Annotated in this window: 18 protein-coding genes; 15 read left to right on the top strand and 3 right to left on the bottom strand. The window is 54.9% G+C overall.

Annotation, left to right across the window (positions count from 1 at the left end; all coding sequences use genetic code 11):
* Positions 1–4: 4 nt before the first annotated feature.
* The 12 genes from fabD to ACFDAU_RS08865 all read left to right on the top strand — a co-directional run bounded on the left by fabD (position 5) and on the right by ACFDAU_RS08865 (position 9,975).
* Positions 5–937 carry an ACP S-malonyltransferase gene (fabD, locus tag ACFDAU_RS08920; protein ID WP_413436586.1) on the top strand — a complete coding sequence of 311 codons (933 nt, stop codon included), beginning with the start codon at positions 5–7 and terminating at the stop codon, positions 935–937.
* 8 nt (positions 938–945) lie between these two features.
* Positions 946–1,686 (top strand): 3-oxoacyl-ACP reductase FabG, encoded by a 741-nt coding sequence (fabG, locus tag ACFDAU_RS08915; protein WP_413436585.1) that lies wholly within the window; start codon positions 946–948, stop codon positions 1,684–1,686.
* Positions 1,687–1,796: 110 nt separating this feature from the next.
* On the top strand, positions 1,797–2,036 hold the full coding sequence (gene acpP / locus ACFDAU_RS08910) for an acyl carrier protein (RefSeq protein ID WP_124705861.1): 240 nt from the start codon (positions 1,797–1,799) through the stop codon (positions 2,034–2,036).
* A 26-nt stretch (positions 2,037–2,062) separates the two neighbouring features.
* On the top strand, positions 2,063–3,301 hold the full coding sequence (gene fabF / locus ACFDAU_RS08905) for a beta-ketoacyl-ACP synthase II (protein ID WP_413436584.1): 1,239 nt from the start codon (positions 2,063–2,065) through the stop codon (positions 3,299–3,301).
* Positions 3,302–3,331: 30 nt separating this feature from the next.
* A complete protein-coding gene (locus tag ACFDAU_RS08900; protein WP_413436583.1) occupies positions 3,332–4,648 on the top strand; it encodes an aminodeoxychorismate synthase component I in 1,317 nt (438 codons plus the stop codon).
* The gene (gene pabC, locus ACFDAU_RS08895) at positions 4,645–5,460 is read left to right on the top strand and encodes an aminodeoxychorismate lyase (protein ID WP_413436582.1); all 816 of its coding nucleotides are present in this window, start codon (positions 4,645–4,647) and stop codon (positions 5,458–5,460) included. Before ACFDAU_RS08900 ends, pabC begins: the two co-directional genes overlap by 4 nt.
* Positions 5,453–6,442 (top strand): endolytic transglycosylase MltG, encoded by a 990-nt coding sequence (gene mltG / locus ACFDAU_RS08890; RefSeq protein WP_413436581.1) that lies wholly within the window; start codon positions 5,453–5,455, stop codon positions 6,440–6,442. Before pabC ends, mltG begins: the two co-directional genes overlap by 8 nt.
* A gap of 2 nt (positions 6,443–6,444) precedes the next feature.
* Entirely contained in the window at positions 6,445–7,044 is a 600-nt protein-coding gene (gene tmk, locus ACFDAU_RS08885) for a dTMP kinase (RefSeq protein ID WP_413436580.1), read from the top strand.
* 3 nt (positions 7,045–7,047) lie between these two features.
* Complete coding sequence (holB, locus tag ACFDAU_RS08880) at positions 7,048–8,055, top strand: DNA polymerase III subunit delta' (RefSeq protein ID WP_413436579.1); 1,008 nt, start codon at positions 7,048–7,050, stop codon at positions 8,053–8,055.
* A 13-nt stretch (positions 8,056–8,068) separates the two neighbouring features.
* Positions 8,069–8,437: a PilZ domain-containing protein gene (locus ACFDAU_RS08875; RefSeq protein ID WP_124705867.1), complete on the top strand. Its 369-nt coding sequence runs from the start codon at positions 8,069–8,071 to the stop codon at positions 8,435–8,437.
* A 63-nt stretch (positions 8,438–8,500) separates the two neighbouring features.
* The gene (locus ACFDAU_RS08870; protein WP_413436578.1) at positions 8,501–9,268 is read left to right on the top strand and encodes a TatD family hydrolase; all 768 of its coding nucleotides are present in this window, start codon (positions 8,501–8,503) and stop codon (positions 9,266–9,268) included.
* A complete protein-coding gene (locus ACFDAU_RS08865) occupies positions 9,265–9,975 on the top strand; it encodes an EI24 domain-containing protein (RefSeq protein WP_413436577.1) in 711 nt (236 codons plus the stop codon). The genes ACFDAU_RS08870 and ACFDAU_RS08865 overlap by 4 nt, the downstream gene beginning before the upstream one ends.
* Before the next feature lie 23 nt (positions 9,976–9,998).
* Here ACFDAU_RS08865 and dnaJ read toward each other — a convergent pair whose 3' ends face one another.
* The 3 genes from dnaJ to grpE all read right to left on the bottom strand — a co-directional run bounded on the left by dnaJ (position 9,999) and on the right by grpE (position 13,765).
* The gene (gene dnaJ, locus ACFDAU_RS08860) at positions 9,999–11,117 is read right to left on the bottom strand and encodes a molecular chaperone DnaJ (RefSeq protein ID WP_413436576.1); all 1,119 of its coding nucleotides are present in this window, start codon (positions 11,115–11,117) and stop codon (positions 9,999–10,001) included.
* Positions 11,118–11,205: 88 nt separating this feature from the next.
* Positions 11,206–13,128, bottom strand: coding sequence for a molecular chaperone DnaK (gene dnaK, locus ACFDAU_RS08855; protein ID WP_413436575.1), 1,923 nt, complete (start codon positions 13,126–13,128; stop codon positions 11,206–11,208).
* Between the two features lie 73 nt (positions 13,129–13,201).
* Positions 13,202–13,765 carry a nucleotide exchange factor GrpE gene (grpE, locus tag ACFDAU_RS08850; RefSeq protein ID WP_413439527.1) on the bottom strand — a complete coding sequence of 188 codons (564 nt, stop codon included), beginning with the start codon at positions 13,763–13,765 and terminating at the stop codon, positions 13,202–13,204.
* Positions 13,766–13,906: 141 nt separating this feature from the next.
* Between grpE and ACFDAU_RS08845 the strand changes: the two genes are divergently transcribed.
* From ACFDAU_RS08845 to ACFDAU_RS08835, 3 genes are read left to right on the top strand one after another with little or no spacing between them, the layout of a single operon-like run.
* On the top strand, positions 13,907–14,599 hold the full coding sequence (locus ACFDAU_RS08845; RefSeq protein WP_413436574.1) for a 2OG-Fe(II) oxygenase: 693 nt from the start codon (positions 13,907–13,909) through the stop codon (positions 14,597–14,599).
* A 5-nt stretch (positions 14,600–14,604) separates the two neighbouring features.
* On the top strand, positions 14,605–15,561 hold the full coding sequence (locus ACFDAU_RS08840; protein ID WP_413436573.1) for a mitochondrial fission ELM1 family protein: 957 nt from the start codon (positions 14,605–14,607) through the stop codon (positions 15,559–15,561).
* Complete coding sequence (locus ACFDAU_RS08835; RefSeq protein WP_413436572.1) at positions 15,562–17,478, top strand: hypothetical protein; 1,917 nt, start codon at positions 15,562–15,564, stop codon at positions 17,476–17,478.
* Positions 17,479–17,481: the final 3 nt, after the last annotated feature.

Here is a 17,481-nt window from a genome sequence, read left to right as displayed (position 1 = left end):
ATCGATGAAATTATCATTTGTTTTTCCGGGTCAGGGATCCCAGTCGGTAGGCATGGTGCAAGGCTTTGACAGCCTGCCTATCGTACGCGAAACATTTGCAGAAGCTGCGGATATATTGGGTGTGGATATCTGGCAAATGGTCAACTCCGGTACAGCCGAGCAGCTGGGCATGACTGTGAATACACAACCGGTGATGCTTGCTGCCGGAGTAGCTACTTATCGTGCCTGGCTTGATCAAGGTGGGTTGGCGCCGGAAGTCATGGCCGGGCATAGCCTGGGCGAGTATTCCGCATTGGTGGCGGCTGGCGCGTTGTCGTTCGCGGATGCTTTGCCGCTGGTGCGGTTACGAGCTGAAATCATGCAGAGCGCGGTTGCAGAAGGTGTGGGGGCCATGGCAGCCATCCTCGGGCTGGACGACGAGGTAGTGCGCGGCGTGTGCACGGAAGCGGCACAATCTGAGGTGCTGGAACCGGTTAACTTCAATTCGCCTGGGCAAGTGGTCATTGCAGGCAATAAGGCCGCTGTTGAGCGAGGCATGACGCTGGCTAAGGAAAAAGGCGCCAAGCGCGCCTTGTTGCTGCCAGTTTCGGTACCTTCGCACTGCACGTTGATGCGCCCGGCTGCAGTGCAACTTGCTGCGTACCTTGAATCCGTGACTATCCACTCTCCGCGCATATCTGTCCTGCACAACGCAGATGTAATGGCTTATAGTGAACCGGCACTGATTCGCAGCGCATTGGCTCGCCAGCTTTATAATCCGGTACGTTGGGTAGAAACCATATGCGCTATGGCCGCTCAGGGCGTAACGCATAGCGTTGAGTGCGGACCGGGAAAAGTACTGGCCGGTCTCAATAAACGCATTGACAATAGCATTCAGGTTTACGCGCTGACCAGCGTGGATGCGATCAACGAGATCAAATCCGTATTGGCTGGATAGGAGAAACCATGGCTCAGGGAAAAATTGCATTAGTTACTGGCGCAAGCCGGGGTATAGGTAAAGCCATCGCACTGGAGCTGGGCAAACAAGGGGCGATTGTTGTCGGCACAGCGACCAGCGAAACGGGAGCTCAGGCGATCAGCGATTACTTGCAGCAGTCCGCACTGCAAGGTGCGGGGGTGGTGCTGCAAGTGACCGATGCCGAGAGCATCAATTCAGCGCTGGAACAGATTCAGCAACGCTTCGGTGAAATTGCCATTCTGGTCAATAATGCAGGCATCACCCGCGATAATCTGCTTATGCGGATGAAAGATGAGGAATGGGATGATGTGATTGCAACCAACCTCGGGTCGGTATTCAGGCTGTCGCGGGCGGTACTTCGTGCCATGATGAAAGCGCGTTATGGTCGTATCATCAATATTGCCTCGGTAGTTGGCGCCATGGGTAATGCGGGACAAACCAACTATTCGGCAACCAAGGCAGGGTTGGTCGGATTTTCCAAATCCTTGGCGCGTGAAGTGGGTAGTCGTAACATCACGGTTAACTGCGTATCCCCCGGCTTTATCGATACGGATATGACGCGTGCCCTGCCGGAAGCACAGCGCGATGCGCTGCTGACGCATATTCCCCTCGGACGTTTGGGGCAGGTGGCGGATATTGCGCATGCAGTGGGTTTCTTGGCTTCCGGAGCGGCAGGATACATAACGGGTGCCAACTTGCATGTGAATGGCGGTATGTACATGGAGTGAGCGGTTTCAGCAATGGCCCGATGGCCTGTGCGGTACCGTTCCAATTTGGGTAATGCTGGCAAGTTTGTTAGAATGCCAGCGCTTTTTGTTTAATACTTGGGAGTATCTAGATGGACAATATCGAACAGCGTGTCAAGAAAATCGTCGCAGAACAACTGGGCGTAAATGAAGCGGATGTTAAAACCGAATCTTCCTTTGTCGATGATTTGGGTGCAGATTCGCTGGATACAGTTGAATTGGTCATGGCGCTTGAAGAAGAATTCGAGTGTGAAATCCCTGACGAAGAAGCTGAAAAAATCACCACCGTCAAATTGGCCATTGATTACATCAATAGCCATCTCGCCAAATAATTTACCAGAGTCTCGCGGAGTCGTTATTGTCCAAGCGTAGAGTAGTGATTACCGGTCTGGGGATTGTGTCCCCGGTCGGCATAGGCCTCCAGGAATCCTGGGGTAATATCCTGGCGGGTAAATCCGGTATTACCCGTATCACCCGTTTCGACCCCACGCTGTTTGCTTGCCAAATTGCCGGGGACGTCAAGAATTTCGATGTGGGTCAATATCTTAATCCCAAAGATGCCCGCCGCATGGATGTCTTCATCCAATATGGCATGGTTGCTGCCATCGAAGCGGTCAAAGATGCCGGATTGGAAGTTACAGAGGAAAACGCCGAGCGTATTGGCGTAAATATCGGTTCGGGGATTGGCGGTTTGCCGCTGATCGAGGAAACGCACAATATCTATCTAGCAGGCGGCCCCCGCAAGATTTCACCGTTTTTTATACCGGCTTCGATTATCAATATGATCGCAGGCAACCTGTCCATTCTGTATGGATTCAAGGGCCCGAATCTGGCAATGGTCACCGCCTGTAGCACGGCTACCCATTGTATCGGTGATTCCGCCCGCATGATCGAGTATGGCGATGCGGATGTGATGGTCGCGGGCGGGGCGGAATCGGCGATCAGCCCCCTGGGCATGGGAGGATTTGCAGCCGCGCGTGCCTTGTCCACGCGTAACGATGATCCGGCCACCTCAAGTCGCCCTTGGGACAAGGGGCGTGACGGCTTCGTCATGGGGGAGGGTGCAGGTATTCTGGTGCTGGAGGAATACGGACACGCCAAGGCGCGCGGCGCAAAAATCTATGCTGAAGTCGCCGGTTTCGGCATGAGTGGCGATGCCTACCATATGACTGCCCCGGTAGAAAATGGCGAGGGCGCAGCACGCTGCATGCGCAATGCACTGAAAAACGCAGGTTTGAATGCCGACCAAGTGGATTATATCAATGCTCACGGCACGTCCACGCCGCTGGGTGACTTGGCCGAAACCATGGCTGTAAAGCGCGCCTTGGGCGATCATGCTTACAAAGCAGCAATCAGTTCAACCAAATCCATGACCGGGCATCTGCTGGGTGCAGCGGGCGGAGTAGAGGCTGTATTTTCTGCGCTGAGCGTACATGAACAGGTCGCGCCACCCACGATCAATATTTTTGATCAGGACGAAGCCTGTGACCTGGACTATGTGCCGAATACAGCCCGGCAGATGAAAATTGACGTGGCGTTGTCGAACTCGTTTGGTTTTGGCGGTACCAACGGCACGCTGGTGTTTCGTAAAGTCTAACCCAGGCGCTGGGCTGCAGCGCTTATCCTTGTGCCTGTTCTTTTACTTCCCGGCAGCGCCGATTTGTTAAGTCTTCATCAGGCCGACCCACAGCGCTATTCGGTGCTGCTGGAAACGGCGTCTGGTGACGGCTGGGATATCCTGCTGGCTTTTCCGCAACAAACTCTGTTATTCAAGAACGGTGAAGCTCAACAGTGTCTGGGTCAACTGGATGCTGCATGGCAAGCAGCACGCTGTGTGGCGGACCCGGCTATTGGGCACTTGCCGTTCCGTGGCGGCTGGTTTCTCTATCTGGGTTATGAACTATTGGAGGGATTGGAGCCCACGGTACCTCCCCGCTCAGCCGATACCGATTTTCCTCTTGCTGCGATCATCCGGATGCCTGCCGCTGTGATGGTGAATCGCCGCAGCGGAGAAACCTGGCTGTTTGCCGAGGCTGATTATGCGAGCTTTCTGGATACTTTGAAGGACGATCTGGCTGGGTTGCCACCTGTCAGCGACATTCCCGTCACGCTTCTCGATCTGCAGGAAGCTCCTGAACAGGATTTCCTTGAAGGGGTAAGGCATATCCAGCAGTACATCCGTGCCGGGGATGTGTTCCAGGTCAATTTGTCGCGTCGCTGGCATGGCCGCGTACAAAGCAAAGCACCCGCGGTGTCCCTGTATCAGGCACTGCGTCGCAGCAACCCGGCGCCATTTTCCGGATTGGCGCACCTTACTCCAGAACATACCATTGTCAGTTCCTCACCCGAACGTCTGGTACAGGTGCAGGCAGGCATGGCGCACACCAGACCCATCGCAGGCACTCATCCGCGCCACAGCGACCATCAACAGGATGCACAAACCCGCGCTGAGCTGGTCGCTCACCCCAAAGAGCGGGCTGAACATGTGATGCTGGTAGATCTTGAGCGCAATGACCTGGGTCGAGTATGTGTGCCGGGTAGCGTGCGGGTAGCCGAACTGATGGCGGTGACCAGCTACACTTATGTTCACCATATCGAATCGACGGTTGTAGGCAGGCTGCGCGCCGGGATCACGCCAGTACAGGTCATTCGTGCCCTGTTTCCAGGTGGCACTATTACCGGATGTCCTAAAGTACGCACCATGCAAATCATCCGCGAACTCGAAGCCACGCCGCGCTATGCCTATACCGGCAGTATGGGTTATCTGAACCGGGATGGAGACATGGATTTGAATATCCTGATTCGTACCATCATGGTGACAGGGGAGCATATCGGCTTCTCGGCGGGTGCAGGTATCGTGGCGGATTCTGATCCGATAGCCGAACTCAACGAAACGCGTGCCAAGGCCAAGGGCTTGCTGCGGGCGCTGGGATTAGCCGGATGATTCTGGTGAATGGCGTGAAAACCGGCATGCTGGATGCACTGGATCGCGGGCTGGCTTATGGCGACGGCATATTCCGCACACTGCTGTTGCGCGATGGCAGGGCTGTGGCATGGGCACGCCAATATGCGAAAATTGTTGCAGATTGTGGACGACTGGATTTACCTGTGCCAGCGCAGGCAGCACTGGAAGCGGATTTGGCTTGTATCGCCGCGGATACGCGGGATTGCGTGGTCAAGATTATTGTTACCCGAGGTAGCGGAGTGCGTGGTTACGCAGTTGCTGCCGATTTGATTGAGTCACGTACAATTGCGATCAGCAGCCCGATGCCAATTTATCCACGTGACCATGTCGAGCACGGGATTGTTGCCCGTGTCTGCGATTTGCGCCTTGCGCGGCAGCCCGCGCTAGCTGGGGTCAAGCATCTTAACCGGCTGGAAAATGTGCTGGCACGCAGGGAATGGAATGACGCCCAAATTGCCGAAGGTATTCTGCTGGATGCAGCGAATAAAGTAATCGGTGGCACGATGAGTAATTTGTTCATGGTGCGCGGCAATACATTGCTTACTCCGGACCTGTCAGCCTGCGGCATTTGTGGCGTGACTCGCGAGCGCATTCTTGCTGCGGGATCCAGGCTGGACCTGAAAACCGAAATAGGTGAATTTGAACTTAAGGATTTGTACTCAGCGGACGCTGTGATGTTATGTAATAGCGTGATCGGCGTCTGGCAAATTCGTACACTTGCGAATCGGAATTGGCAACCGCATTCCTATGTTCGGATGATACGTACTCTACTGGAACAAGACTTTGATTAAACGTTTGATGGTTTTATTGCTGGTCGCATTGCTGGGGATGGGTGGCTATCTGTTCTGGTATGCACGCACTCCTTTACCGCTGAAATCATTGCCGGCCGAATTTACGCTTAAGCCTGGCAGCAGCATGACTGCAGTGTCGGAGCAGCTGCGTCAGCAGGGCGTGATTGACAGTGCCTGGCAATTCAGATTGCTGGCAAGGGTGCTGGGCGATGCTGCGCGAATCAAAGCTGGACATTACACACTCGGGCGCGCCACCACGCCGGTAGAATTGCTCAGAAAACTGACCCAGGGCGAAGTCAGTTTGCGCGAAATAGTGTTTATCGAAGGTTGGACTTTCCAGCAAATGCGCGAAGCGCTGGATGCCCATCCGGCTCTGCGCCATGACACCACCAATATGAGCGAGGCACAGATACTCACTGCGTTGAAGATTCCAGAAACACACGCCGAGGGGCTGTTTTTTCCTGCCAAGTATTACATTGATCCCGGCAACAGTGACATTTCCATTCTGCGTCGTGCTTATGAAACCATGCAGATGCATCTCGCCAAGGAATGGGCGACGCGCCAGCCTGGGTTGCCTTATGAAAATCCCTATCAGGCGCTGACAATGGCATCCATTATTGAGAAAGAAACCGGTATGGCCAGCGAGCGTCCCTTAATTGCTGCCGTGTTTATCAATCGCTTGCGCAACGGGATGCGCTTGCAAACCGACCCCAGTGTGATCTATGGCCTCGGGGACACTTTTGATGGCAACTTGCACAAGCGCGACCTGCTGGCTGATACACCTTATAACACCTATACCCGCGCAGGTTTGCCCCCTACGCCGATAGCCATGCCGGGCCTCGATTCGATCCATGCCGCACTGAATCCGGCCCCCAGCCAGGCTTTATATTTTGTTGCCAAGGGCAATGGCAGCCATGTTTTTTCAGACAATCTCGAAGAGCACAATCGCGCTGTGATGCGCTATCAAAAAAGCGGAAACTGAGTATGCCATTCATCACGTTGGAAGGAATTGACGGCGCAGGCAAGACCAGCCATCTGTCGTGGCTGGCGGACAAGCTGCGTGCACGTGGAGTTGAAGTGGTGGTTACGCGCGAGCCGGGCGGGACACCGCTGGGTGAAAAGCTGCGCGAAATATTGCTGGCCGAGCCCATGCATGTCGAAACCGAAGCCTTATTGATGTTTGCAGCACGCCGGGAACATCTGGATCGAGTGATACTGCCGGCGTTGGCGCGGGGCGCTTACGTTGTCTCGGATCGATTTACCGATGCCAGCTTTGCCTACCAATGCGGTGGACGCGGCATAGCCGAATCCAGATTGCGAATTCTGGAGGATTGGGTGCAGGCAGGATTGCAGCCGGATTTGACGCTCCTGTTTGATGTGGAAGTCTCGGTAGCGGCCCAGCGACTGGCGGCAAATGCCAGTCTGGATAGATTCGAGCAAGAGCAGCAGGATTTTTTTGAGCGCGTACGGGCCATGTATTTACATCGTGCAGAACAATATCCAGCGCGATTCCGGATAATCAGGACTGATCGCAGTCTGGATGAAATTCGCGCTGCGCTGGACCCTATCATTGCAGCTATTTAAGTCATGAGCGTGCACACATGGAATGATGCGGTCTGGCAACGCTTGTTGCTGTTGCGTAAACAGCTTCCGCATGCATTGCTGTTCCATGGGCGCGCAGGCATCGGTAAATTGGCGCTGGCAGAACGGCTGGTCCAGCTTGCATTGTGCGAGAATCCGCATGCAGACGGCCATGAAGCGTGTGGCGTCTGTCCATCCTGCCATTGGTTGCGCCAGAATAGTCACCCGGATTTTATGAAGCTGCAGCCTGCTGCGCTTGAGGAAAGCGAGCCGCATGCAGAGCTGGCCGAGCGTAAAGGCCCGGCTGCGGGGCAGCATATCAGTGTGGCGCAGGTGCGTGAATTGACGCAATTTGTTCAATTGAGCTCGCATCGTAGCGGTTTGCGCGTCGCGCTGATCCATCCGGCGGAAGCCATGAATGCGGCGGCGGCCAATGCGCTGTTGAAGACCCTGGAAGAGCCGCCGCCGAATATCCTGCTGATTCTGGTCAGCCATCAGTCAAGCCGGCTGTTGCCAACCATACTGAGCCGCTGCCACCAGATTCGTTTTGCTCTGCCCAATCCTGCTGCGGCGCAGTCCTGGTTGACTCAGCAAGGCATACGTGAAGCCGATGTCTGCCTGGCGCAGGCCGGGGGAGCACCCTTGTTGGCGAGCGAGCTGGCGGACGCGGATTATCAGGAACGAAGGTGCGGATTCCTGACCGGGCTGCTTAAAATGAATGCTGCAGATACCCTGCGTATTGCCGAGCATCACTCCAAACAACCGCTGCCAGATATGGTGCACTGGTTGCAGTTGTGGGTGCATGACCTGGCCAGCCTGCGTCTGGCTGGACGCCTGTATTATCAGCTCGATTATGAGCAGGAATTGCGAGGTATGGCGGGGCGTGCTAACTTATCCAAGTTACTGGATTTTCAACGCCGCCTGCAAGCGGCGCGTGCCAGCGTCCAGCATCCACTGGCAGCGCAGATGGTGCTGGAGGATTTGCTGCTGGAATATGCAGGGCTATTTGAATGAATGGAGCAAAGCCATGAGCAATGCAGCGGATAAAACAGCTATCGCCCGTCCCGGGGTGCTGTCCCTGAGTATCAAGGAAAAAACCGCACTATTCGCAGCTTATATGCCTTTTCTCAAGGGAGGAGGAATATTTATTCCAACCACCAAACAATACAAATTGGGCGATGAAGTATTCATGCTGCTGACGCTGATGGAAGACCCCAATAAAATCCCGGTCGCAGGTAAAGTGGTGTGGATTACGCCATCCGGTGCTCATGGCGGAAAGACGCAAGGCATAGGGGTGCAATTCGACAAGAATGAGAGTGGCGTCGCTGCGCGTAACAAAGTGGAAGGCTTGCTGGGCGGATCACTCAAATCGGCGCGTCAGACCCATACCATGTAAATCTGTTTACCCGCATATCCCATCAGGCTGCTGCGTGCAGCCTGCTTTTTTTGGACCCAGTTCATGTTTGTTGACTCGCATTGTCATATTAATTTCCCCGGTTTGGCTGAACAGCAGACCGCCATACTTGCGCGCATGAAGGGGGCTGCAGTCACTCATGCGCTGTGTGTCAGCGTGAATCTGGAGGATTTTCCGCAGGTATTGGCGATGGCTGAAAGCCAGCCAAATGTGTATGCCTCAGTGGGCGTGCATCCTGATCATGAAGGTATTGAAGAGCCCAGTGTGGAAGGTCTGGTCGAGTTTGCGGTGCATCCAAGAATTGTCGCGATTGGAGAAACAGGACTGGATTATTTTCGGCTTACTGGGGATCTGGAATGGCAGCGCGAACGTTTTCGCACCCATATTCGTGCAGCAAAGCAGGCTTGCAAGCCTCTGATTATTCACACTCGTGCGGCAGCGGAGGACACCTTGCGCATTATGGTGGAGGAGGGGGCAGCAGAAATCGGCGGGGTGATGCATTGCTTTACCGAGAGTCTGGAGGTTGCACAACAGGCGATCGCGATGGGGTTTTACATTTCATTTTCCGGCATCGTTACATTCAAGAATGCGCTGGCATTAAAACAGGTGGCGCAGGCCATTCCTCTGGAACAGATGCTGATCGAAACGGATTCGCCTTATCTGGCGCCCGTGCCGCATCGGGGCGAGACCAATGAGCCGGCTTTTGTGCGCCATGTTGCCGAAGAAATTGCGCGGCTGCGGGGAATTTCGGTAGAAGAAGTGGGTGAAATGACCAGCCGCAATTTTTTCCGTTTGTTCAAGGCTGCGGCGTGATCAGCGACCTCGCGCGAGCATTTATAGACGCGGCTCGCAGCCTGCTGCATCCAAAAATGCTGGCTATCGTTCTGTGGCCCATGGTGCTGTCATTGGTGCTGTGGGGGGTATTGGCGTGGTTTTTCTGGGATAACTGGATCAACTTGCTCGGCCACTGGTTGCAGCCGGCGCAGGAGTTTCTCAGCCAACACGATTTTGTCTGGCTGGCCAATGGCATGACGGTGGTACTGCTGGTGCTGCTGGTCATGCCCCTGGCCCTGACCACAGCGCTGTTTATTGCAGCCGTAATGGTCATGCCTATGATGGTACGTCATGTTGCCAGTCGCGATTATCCTGAGCTGGAGCGGCGTCACGGAGGAACATTTGCCGGAAGCATATGGAATGCCCTGATTGCGATAGGCGTATTTTGCGGCTTGTGGCTGCTCTCCCTGCCATTCTGGTTGCTGGCAGGACTGGGCGCGCTGTTCTCACTGCTCCTGACAGCCTATCTGAATCAGCGCCTGTTTCGCTACGATGCGCTGGCAGAGCATGCGAGTCGCGAAGAGTTCCAGCTGATTCTGGAGCAATCCGGAGCGCAACTCTATCTGTTAGGCATGCTGCTGGCCTTGTTGCACTTCGTGCCGGTGATCAATCTGCTATCCCCGGTGTATACCGGACTGGTCTATATCCACTATGGGCTCGGTCAGCTCAAGCGGCTGCGCGCATAGTCCGATCCAAAGCGCTGTGGCAATCAGCCGAAAAACTCTTTGACTTTATCCATGAACGATTTGGCTTTGGGGTTGTGACGCGCACCGTCTTCCAGATTCAAGGCTTCCAGCTCGCGTAACAATTCTTTTTGTCGTTCGGTCAGGCTCACCGGGGTTTCGATCTGCACGTGGCAGAGCAAATCCCCTGGTGCATGGGTGCGCACCCCCTGGATACCTTTACCGCGCAGACGGAATACCTTGCCAGTTTGAGTTTCCGCCGGAATTTTGATTTTGGCATGTCCATCCAGAGTGGGGATTTCGATCTCGCCACCCAGTGCTGCGGTGCTGAAACTGATTGGCATCTCGCAATGCAGATCGTTGTGATCACGCTGGAATACGGAATGTGGCTTGAGGTGGATAACGACATACAAATCCCCGGTTGGCCCACCATTGACTCCGGCCTCACCTTCACCTGACAGACGGATGCGATCGCCTTCGTCTACGCCAGATGGGATACGTACCGAGAGCGTTTTGTGATGTTTGACGCGTCCCACGCCATGGCAGTCAACACAAGGAGTGGCAATGATTTTGCCGCTACCATGGCATTTCGGGCAGGTTTGCTGGATGGAAAAGAAGCCTTGCTGCATGCGAACCTGGCCATGGCCGCCACAGCTTGCGCAAGTCGTGGGCTCGGTACCGGGCTTGGCGCCCGTGCCGTGACAGGTTTCGCATTCTTCCTGAGTGGGGATGCGAATTTTAGTCTCAGTACCACGCGCCGCATCTTCAAGCGATATCTCAAGATTGTATTGCAAGTCTGCGCCACGATAGACATTTGATCGGGCGCGACCACCGCCGAAAATATCCCCGAAGATGTCGCCAAAGGCATCGGCAAAACCCGCTCCGGCACCGCCAAAGCCACCCCCCATCCCAGCGCCTTGCTCGACCCCGGCATGTCCGTATTGATCGTAGGCGGTACGTTTTTGCCCGTCGCTCAGAATTTCATAGGCTGCCTTGGCTTCCTTGAAATGCTCTTCAGCTTTGGGATTATCCGGATTGCGATCCGGATGGTGTTTCATTGCCAGCTTGCGGTAGGCTTTTTTAATTTCTTCTTCACTGGCGTCGCGATTGACACCCAGCACTTCGTAATAATCGCGTTTTGACATATGTTTTCAGCCACAGATACACACAAAGGGCACAGAGTGCTTCACAGATAAACTGTGATCTCTGTGCCCTCTGTGCCGGGGTTAAGAATTATTTGTTGTCTTTGACTTCTTCAAACTCGGCATCCACCACGTCATCATCCGTCTTGGCGCTGGCAGCCTGTGGGCCTGAAGCGGCGGCGCCTGCCTCGGTTTGTTCCTTGGCATACATCTGTTCGGCCAGCTTATGGGAGACTTCACCCAGCGCCTTGGTTTTGGCTTCTATGGTTGCCTTGTCGTTGCCTTTGAGTGCTTCTTCGGCTTCGGCAATGGCAGCCTCAATTTTGGCCTTTTCGTCGGCGCTGACCTTATCGCCAAATTCACCCAGCGATTTTTTCACTGAATGAATCAGGTTGTCGCACTGATTGCGGGTGTCGATCAGCTCGCGCGTCTTATGATCTTCTTCGGCGTGGGCTTCGGCATCCTTCACCATTTTCTGAATTTCAGCTTCGGACAAGCCGGAGCTGGCCTGGATCTTGATCTTGTTTTCCTTGCCGGTCGCCTTGTCCTTGGCCGAAACATGCAGGATACCGTTGGCGTCGATGTCAAAGGTGACCTCAATCTGCGGCATGCCACGCGGGGCAGGGGGGATATCCGACAGATTAAACTGCCCCAGGCTCTTGTTGCCGGAAGCAATTTCCCGCTCACCCTGCAGTACGTGGATGGTCACCGCATTCTGGTTGTCATCGGCGGTCGAAAACACCTGGCTGGCCTTGGTAGGTACGGTGGTGTTTTTCTGGATCAGCTTGGTCATGACGCCGCCCATGGTTTCAATGCCCAGCGACAGCGGGGTGACGTCGAGCAACAGCACGTCCTTCACTTCGCCTTGCAGTACGCCGCCCTGAATGGCAGCGCCTACCGCCACGGCTTCGTCCGGATTCACGTCGCGGCGTGGCTCCTTGCCAAAAAACTCTTTTACCATTTCCTGCACTTTTGGCATGCGGGTCATGCCGCCTACCAGGATTACGTCACCGATGTCGGATACGCTGACACCGGCATCCTTGATAGCCATCTTGCAGGGCGCTATGGTGCGCTGGATCAGCTCTTCCACCAGGCTCTCGAATTTGGCGCGGGTAATCTTTACCGCAAGGTGCTTGGGCCCGGATGCATCGGCGGTGATATAGGGCAGGTTTACCTCGGTCTGCTGTGCGGAAGACAACTCGATTTTGGCTTTCTCGGCAGCTTCTTTCAGGCGTTGCAGCGCAAGCATGTCATTGCGCAAGTCAATGCCCTGTTCTTTTTTGAACTCGTCAGCCAGGTAGTCGATCACGCGCTGGTCGAAATCCTCACCACCGAGGAAAGTATCGCCGTTGGTGGACATTACTTCGAACTGGTGCTCGCCATCGATCTCGGCGATATCGATGATGGAAATGTCGAAAGTACCGCCACCCAGGTCATACACTGCGATTTTTCGGTCGCCTTCTTTTTTGTCCAAACCAAAGGCCAGTGCGGCGGCAGTGGGTTCATTGATGATGCGTTTCACATCCAGGCCGGCAATGCGGCCGGCATCTTTGGTCGCTTGGCGCTGGCTGTCGTTGAAGTAGGCGGGCACCGTAATGACTGCTTCGGTGACGGGCTCGCCGAGATAGTCTTCGGCGGTTTTTTTCATTTTCAGCAGAACTTGTGCGGAGACTTCAGGCGCTGACATTTTCTTGCCGCGCACTTCCACCCAGGCGTCGCCGTTGTCGGCTTTGACGATGGAATAAGGCATCAGGTTGATGTCTTTTTGCACTTCTTTTTCTTCGAAGCGGCGTCCAATCAGGCGCTTGACCGCATACAGGGTGTTTTTCGGGTTGGTCACAGCCTGACGTTTGGCGGCAGCGCCCACCAGGATTTCCCCATCTTCAGCGTAGGCCACGATAGACGGCGTGGTGCGTGCACCTTCGGCGTTTTCGATGACCTTGGGCGTGCCGTTTTCCATGACGGCCACACAGGAGTTGGTGGTGCCCAAGTCAATGCCAATAATTTTTCCCATGATTCGATTCCTTCGTTAAGACGTTAATGTTGTTGTATTAAATAGGGTGGCTAGCGCCAATTTCAAGCACGATTCAGCTATTTTTTGTTTTTGATACGGTAACCAGAGCCGGCCGCACGATACGATCATGCAACTGGTAGCCTTTTTGGAGCACGGTAACGACGGTATTCGACTCGGAATCGGCTTCCACCATGCTGATGGCCTGATGTTTGTGCGGGTCAAATTTTTCGCCGAGCGGATGGATTTCGGTGAGGTTGTATTTGTCGAATGCGGCATTCAGTTGCTTAAGCGTGAGTTCAACGCCGCTTTTCAAATTTTCGATGCTCTGGGCCTCACTGGAGAGAGCAGCTTCCAGACTGTCTTTCACAGCCAGCAACTCGGTAGCAAAGCCATCAATGGCATATTTGTGGGCATTGGCAACATCGTGTTGAGCTCGTTTGCGAATATTGTCGGCTTCGGCTTTGGCACGCAACCAGGCGTCATGATGTTCTTGTGCCAGCAGCTCGGATTGTTTGAGAAGTTCTTCCAGGCTGGGCATGGTTTCTGAAGCGCGTTCGCTTTTGGTTTCAGAGGGGTTTTGTTCTGGCTGAGTCTGATTTTCCTGCTGCATGTTGTTCTGCTCCGTGTTTGACTCCAGCACAAATGCGGGTGAATTGGATAAATTCAATAGCTGGAAAATATTTTTTGTCGATTAAACCGGGACAGGGGGGTAGATGGCTTTATGCCTCTGCGGAAAGCCGCTAGACTTGCAGCAATTTATTGATAAAGAGTGTCTGAAATGAACACGCTATCGGTGCAAGGAAATTCGCAGACAGCTCCAGTACACGCCGCGCTCTCCATGCTGGATCTGGACAAATTCAATGCGGCAGCGCTAGAGAAAACACCATTTGAATACCTGATCCTGCCGGGTTTTTTGCGACAGGAAATGATTGCGGCTATTTCACGTGATTTCCCCAACATTTCCAAGCCGGGCAGTTTCCCCTCGGAGACATTGCAATTCGGAGGCGCATTCCGTGAGTTGCTGGCCGAACTGGAAGGGGATACTTTCCGCCGAGCAGTGGAACAAAAGTTTGGCCTGGATTTGACTGGTCGCCCGACCATCATCACCGTGCGGGGGCATACCGATGAAACGGATGGCCGCATTCACACTGACAGCCGCACCAAAATCATTACCATGCTGATTTATTTCAACGAGGACTGGCATGAATCAGGGGGGCGATTGCGTCTGTTGCGTTCAGGCACGGACCTAGAGGACTATGTCGCCGAAGTGGATCCGAGTATTGGCACGTTACTGGCTTTCCGGCGCAGTGATCATTCCTGGCATGGACACAAGCCTTTTGTAGGACCGCGTCGGGCAATTCAATTGAATTGGGTGGTCAATGAGAAGGTCAAACGGCGTGAGCAAAAACGGCATGGCATTTCGGCTTTCTTCAAAAACCTGTTTGGTGGCAAGGCTTCCGCCGGTTATTGATACGCATGGCAAATAAAGTCTGCTGGGTGCTGTCCACCGGCATTATCGGGATGGACAACCAGTCATTCGGCCTTGCCCATGCGCTGGGGCTGGAAGTGATAAAAAAAACGGTGGTGCCGACCGCACCGTGGAAGTATCTGCCGCCGCAACTATGGATTAGACCGCTGCAGTTTCTGGGCGCGGACAGCGATCGCCTCGCGCCACCCTGGCCGGATGTGGTCGTAGGGACCGGCCGCCTGACGGTCGCACTTTCCATCGCCATTAAACGCGCCAGTGCTGGGCGAACCGTGAATATCCGTATCCAGAATCCCCAGGTTGCATTGCGCCATTTCGATTGGGTCGTCGCACCCTTGCACGATCGCTGCAACGGCGCCAATGTGATCGAAACGCTGGGGGCAGTGAATAGCGTAACGGCGGAACGTTTGCATCGGGCAGCAGAACAATTTGCCCCGCAATTGGCACATCTGCCAAGGCCATTGCTAGGCGTGCTGGTGGGAGGCACCAATCGCAGTGTGCGCATTGATACAACACTTGCCAATGCACTTGCGGACAAGCTCATACACGCTGCGACCGCCCATGGGGCCGGCATTGTGGTTACGCCATCCCGGCGTACCGCGCCGGAGGTAGTGGACGTACTGCGGCAACGCTTGTCGAATGTCTCTTCGGTGATCTGGGATGGCACAGGCGCTAATCCCTACCTGGGTTATCTGGCACTGGCCGATTATCTTGTGGTAACTGCGGATTCGGTCAACATGGCATCAGAAGCATGCTTTACCGGCAAGCCAGTATTTATCGAGGGATTGACTGGCGCCAATAACAAATTTGAACAATTTCACCGAGAATTGCAGGTGCGTGGCTACACACGACCCTTTACCGGTGAATTAGCCGACTGGCATTACCCGCCACTGGATGAAACCAGCCGGGTAGCCAGCTTAATCAAGCAAAGTATGGGATTGAACTAGATGGCGTTAAAAATTGAAACCTTCAGCAATGCCAAGGGCGGCAACAGCTTTTTCAAGGCATTGGGTCACCCGCTTAGCGCACCGCTTGCGGCTGCTTTACTCGACAAGTTGCGGGATAAGGGCAGCGTTGCTGTGTATGACCCATTGGGGATGGCGGAGAGTTTCTGTGAATTTTATGCGCTGGCCGAGCTGGATATTCGGGCGGTGTTTGTGCAGCGCCTGGAAGACATCGGCAAAACCTTGCTGGGCATGCGCGTACAGCCCGTTACCGGGCTGCCGCAAAGCGACGCACGGGTATTGCTGGTCACTGCATTCGACGCATCTCGTCTGGTGGACCATATCCGCCATCTGTTGCCCGCTGGCATGACGGTCATGAGCCTGGATGACATGCGCCTGCCCGATACCATGCTTACCAACCGTCGGCGCTATCTTGATCCGCTCAACTTTGCCACCAACTTCGGCTTTTTGCGGGACGCGGCAGGTCAGCACACCCGCATTGTGACCTGCGATTACTGGTCCGGGCTGGGAGCTGCCAAGCCGCCCACTGTGTGGTTGCGCCTGTTCGACAGCAACGGCGGCGTATTGGCCGAGTGGCAGGAGGAAATCCCCGCGCCCGGTGCCAGCCTGATCGTGGATAGCCGGGAGGTGCGCCGCCGTTTCAATCTCGGCGAATTCACCGGATCGCTGTTCATGCACGTGTTGGGTGTGGCGCGCCACGATGTGGTCAAGTATGCACTGGATACCTTTGGTGACGATGACACCGTGCTGTCCTGCACCCATGACGCCAATGCCTGGCCATCCGATTTGTTTGCCGGACTACCCGCGCCGCGCGACAATGAGCGTGTGGTCATGTGGATACAAAACAGTCACCCGGTGCCTATACCGGCGGGCGCAGTGGGGCTCAATCTGATGGGGTCTGACGACATTCGTTATGTGGATCAGATGATCCCGGCGTTTGCCTGCTATGCACTCGATGTGGCTGCGCTATTTCCCGAAGCGCGCTGGCCGCAGCAACTGGAAGTACAGGCAGGGCGCCATTTCGTGCGACCACGCTACGAGGTACACGTGACAAACGGGCGCAGCCGCATCGCACACGTTAATGTCGAGCGCAACGATCTTGTCGTCGATCCTGGTATTCCTGCCATGACGACGTATATGGGTAAAGGGTACATCCTGCCTGCCCCAATTTTGCCGACGGCGCTATGGCGCAGCGTTGTACAGCCCACACCGATGTCCACCGCGCAGCGGGATCTGCCGATCGCCGCAATCGTGTATGACGCTTCCGGGGTGGAAACCGCGCGCCACGATTTCGGTTGTCTGCAGCGTAACGAGAGTGTGGAGCTTGATATCAATGCATTGCTGAAGGAGCAGGGCGCCAATCTGCCCAGCGGTTCCGGCCACGTCGAACTGGTTTATGATTTCAGTCACGGCGGCAGCGCCGATGGCTGGCTGCACAGCCTGTTCCGCTACACCCATAACAGTAGCGGCCACATCGCCGAGTCCAGCTTCGGCGCGCATGTATTCAACACCGTGCTCACCTACAAGAACGAACCGCAATCCTACGCCAGCGCACCTCCGGGCCTGAGTACGCGGCTGTTCCTGCGGCTGGGCGATGTGCCGCTGGACACCATGTGTCATCTGATTTATCCAGCTTCCACACCCTGGCATGCGCATTCCGATACCACGCTTAGTTTGTTCAACGGATTGGGTGAGGAAATTGCCCAACAAAAAATCGCCATCCCATGCAGTGGTTCGCTGCACTGGCGCTATTCGGAAATGTTTGATGCGGATCATCGTCGGCAGGCCGGGCAGGGCGCCTACATCATCATTCGCGACGTGACATGCCGCCTGTTCGGATATCACGGCACATTGCACGGCGAGCAGGCGTTTTGTCTGGATCACATGTTCGGATTTTGATTG

Origin of the sequence: Sulfuriferula sp. GW1, assembly GCF_047300855.1 — a bacterium.
Taxonomy (GTDB): domain Bacteria; phylum Pseudomonadota; class Gammaproteobacteria; order Burkholderiales; family Sulfuriferulaceae; genus Sulfuriferula.
The sequence above is the reverse complement of the archived record's forward strand: the minus strand, read 5'-3'. Positions and strand labels throughout refer to the sequence as shown.